The 3,496-nt window shown below is 69.7% G+C and carries 3 protein-coding genes; 1 reads left to right on the top strand and 2 read right to left on the bottom strand.

All coding sequences use genetic code 11. The annotated features are described in order from the left end of the window. On the top strand, window positions 1–1,434 hold a 1,434-nt coding region (locus tag VKH46_01480; protein ID HKB69483.1), incomplete at its 5' end, for an EAL domain-containing protein. 6 nt (window positions 1,435–1,440) lie between these two features. Here VKH46_01480 and VKH46_01485 read toward each other — a convergent pair. Further along, a complete protein-coding gene (locus VKH46_01485; GenBank protein ID HKB69484.1) occupies window positions 1,441–1,980 on the bottom strand; it encodes a macro domain-containing protein in 540 nt (179 codons plus the stop codon). 35 nt (window positions 1,981–2,015) lie between these two features. Continuing rightward, on the bottom strand, window positions 2,016–3,496 hold a 1,481-nt coding region (locus VKH46_01490; GenBank protein ID HKB69485.1), incomplete at its 5' end, for an efflux RND transporter permease subunit.

A 3,496-nucleotide genomic window follows, 5' to 3' on the forward strand; every position in this document is an offset into this window, starting at 1 on the left:
ACGCATTTCGCGCGGGACGGCACCGAGATCGAGTTCCTCGTCAACGCCTCGCTCGTCGACTACGACGGCCGGCCGGCGATCCTCACGATCAACCGCGACGTCACGGAGAGCCGAAAGGCCGAGCGGAAGATCGAGCGGCTCGCCTACGAGGACGCGCTCACCGGCCTCGCCAACCGGGTGCGCCTCGAGGACCGGCTCACGGTCTCGCTCGCCCACGCGCGCCGCGACCGGGGGGCCCTGGCGGTCCTCTTCATCGACGTCGACCGCTTCAAGCTCGTCAACGACAGCCTCGGACACAAGGTGGGCGACATCCTCCTCCAGAAGATCGCCGACCGCCTCTCGGCCATCATCCGCGGGTCCGACACGCTCGCCCGGATCGGGGGCGACGAGTTCATCATCGTCCTCTCGCGCATCGAGCACCCGGAGAACGCGGGGACCGTGGCACGGAAGATCCAGGAGGTCTTCCGCGAGCCTTTCGCGATCGCGGAGCGCGAGCTGTACGTGACGGTGTCGATCGGCATCGGCGTGTACCCGGAGGACGGCGGCAACGCCGACGCGCTCATCAAGAGCGCGGACGCCGCGATGTACGCGGCCAAGCAGCAGGGGCGCGACAGCTTCCGGTTCCACTCCGGAATCCGCGGCCAGGCCGATCTCGAACGGCTCGACCTCGGGAACCGGCTGCACCGCGCGATCGTGGCGAAGGAATTCCGGGTGTTCTTCCAGCCCGTGGTCCGCGTTTCGACCGGCGAGATCACCGGCGCCGAAGCGCTCGTGCGGTGGGACCGCCCGGACAACGGGCTCGTGCTGCCCGGCGAGTTCATTCCGCTCGCCGAGGACAGCGGCTTGATCGTCCCGCTCGGCACCGACGTCCTGCGCGAGTCGTGCCGGCGGGCGGCGCAATGGAACCGCGGCGGCCGCGAGCTCTGCGTCTCGGTGAACCTCTCGGTCCGTCAGCTCCAGCGTCTCGACATCGTCGACACCGTCCGGAGCGCGCTCGCCGACAGCGGGCTCGCGCCGCGCCATCTCGGGCTCGAGATCACGGAAAGCGTCGCCATGCAGAACCTCGACGTGACGCTGTCGGCGCTCGCCGACCTGCAGCGGCTCGGCGTCGGGATCACGATGGACGACTTCGGGACGGGATATTCGTCGCTCTCGTACCTGAAGATGCTCCCGGTCGACACGCTCAAGATCGACCGTTCCTTCGTCCAGGGCGTCGCGACGGACCCGAACGACGCCTCGATCGTCCGCGCGTCGATCGCGCTCGCCCACGAGCTGCGCCTGCGCGTGGTCGCCGAAGGCGTCGAGACGTCGCAGCAGGCGGCCTTCCTCCGCGAGCACCTGTGCGACGAGCTCCAGGGGTTCCTCTTCAGCGCGGCGGTGCCGGCGGACGAGTTCGAAGGCTGGCTCGCTTCGGATCGGCGCTTCGTCCTGTAGCGGCGCTCACGCGCGCCGATCGCGCCTCCCGATCCCCTTCCCGGTTCTCCCGAGCTCCCGCGCGAACGCGTCGTGCGCCTCGCGGTCGCGAAGGCAGAAGAGAATCCGCTCCGGTTCGGGGTGCTCGGCGGCGAACGAACGGGCGGCGTCGACGAGGATCGCGGCGGCGCGCTCCATCGGGAAACCGAACACTCCCGTGGACAGGGCGGGGACCGCGACCGAATGCGCGCCGATTTCCCGCGCGCGTCCGAGCGCCGCGCGGCACGCCGACCCGAGGAGCGCTTCCGCGTCGTTATCGGTCCCGTGCGGACCGACGGCATGGATCACCCAGCGCGCCGGCAGGTCCCCGGCGCCGGTTGCGACCGCGTCGCCGACGGGGCAATGGCCGATCGCGTCGCACTCGCGCTGGATGGAGGGGCCCCCGCGGGCGCGGATCGCGCCGGCGACGCCGGAACCGAGCTGCAGCGCGGAGTTGGCGGCGTTGACGACGGCCTCAACGTCGAGCGCGGTGATGTCGCCGACGACGAGCGAGATGCGATCCGTCATCGCTCGCCCAGTGTAGCTCGCCGGAGGCCCGATCCTCAGGCCCCCGCGGGAGGCGCGGACGGGGACGGGACCGGTGGAGAGGCCGGGACCGGTTTGCGCTTTCGCTCCCGGAACGTCTCCACCATGACGTACAGGATCGGGATGAACAGGAGGTTCAACGTCGTCGCGAAGATCATGCCGCCGAAGACGGTCGTCCCGATCGAGTGGCGGCTCGCGCGGCCGGCGCCCGTCGCGAAGACGAGAGGAAGGACGCCGAGGATGAACGCGAAGGACGTCATCAGGATCGGCCGGAGGCGGATCCGCGCCGCCTCGATCGCCGCCTCGGCGATCGTCATCCCTTTGGCGCGGAGCTGCTCGGCGAACTCGACGATCAGAATCGCGTTCTTCGAGGCGAGCCCGATCAGCATCACGAGACCGATCTGGCAGTACACGTCGTTCTGCAGCCCGCGCACGGCCTGCGCCAGGAGCGCGCCGAGGATCGCGAGCGGCACCGCGAGCAGGATGATGAAGGGCAGCATGAAGCTCTCGTACTGCGCGGCGAGGGTGAGGTAGACGAAAAGGATCCCGAGGCCGAAGAGGATCAACGATTTCCCGCCCGACTCGAGCTCCTCGAGCGAGAGTCCCGACCACGCGTAACCGATCCCCGCGGGAAGCACGCGGCGCGCGAGCGCCTCCATCTCCGCGAGCGCCTGTCCGGAGCTGTAGCCCGGCGCCGGCGAGCCGTTGATCTCGGCGGAGCGAAACAGGTCGAAGTGGCTGATCACCTGGGGCGCGGTGCTCTCCTTCATCGTGATCAGGCTCTCGAGCGGGATCATCTTGCCGGACGCGGAACGCACCTCGTACGCGCGGATGTCGCGCGGCTGGCTGCGGAAGCGGCGGTCGGCCTGGACGGTCACCCGATAGGCGCGGTTGTTGAAGTCGAAGTCGTTGACGTAGACGGACCCCATGTACACCTGAAGCGCGCTCGTGATCTGGGAGAGCTCAACTCCGGCGACCTTCGCTTTCTCGCGGTCGATCGTCACGACGAGCTGCGGGTCGCTCGAGGTGAAGTCCGTGAAGAGTCCCCGGAGCGCCGGGTCGCGGTTGCCGCGGGAGACGAGGTCCTGCGTGGCGGCCGCGAGCTTCTCGACCGACCCTCCGGACTGGTCCTGAACCTCGAACTGGAATCCGCCGAATCGGCCGACGCCGGGGATCGGAGGCGGCAGGAACGGCACGACGATCGCGCCCGGGATCCCCATGAGCGGACCGCGCAGCCGGGCGATCACCGACTCCGCCGAGTGGCGCGAGCCCTTCCGGGCCGAGAGCGGCTTCAACGGCGCGAACAGGATCGCCTTGTTCGGCGCGGTCCCGGAGAACGAGAAGCCGGCGACGGCGAACACGCCCTGGATCTCCGGCTCGCGCATGAGCGTCGCCGAGACCCGCGACGCAATGCCGCCGGTGTAGTCGAGCGACGCCCCCGCCGGCGCCTGGACGGCGACGATGAAGTACCCCTGGTCCTCGTCGGGGACGAATGCGG

This window comes from Thermoanaerobaculia bacterium, from assembly GCA_035260525.1.
In the GTDB taxonomy this organism is placed as follows: Bacteria; Acidobacteriota; Thermoanaerobaculia; order UBA5066; family DATFVB01; genus DATFVB01.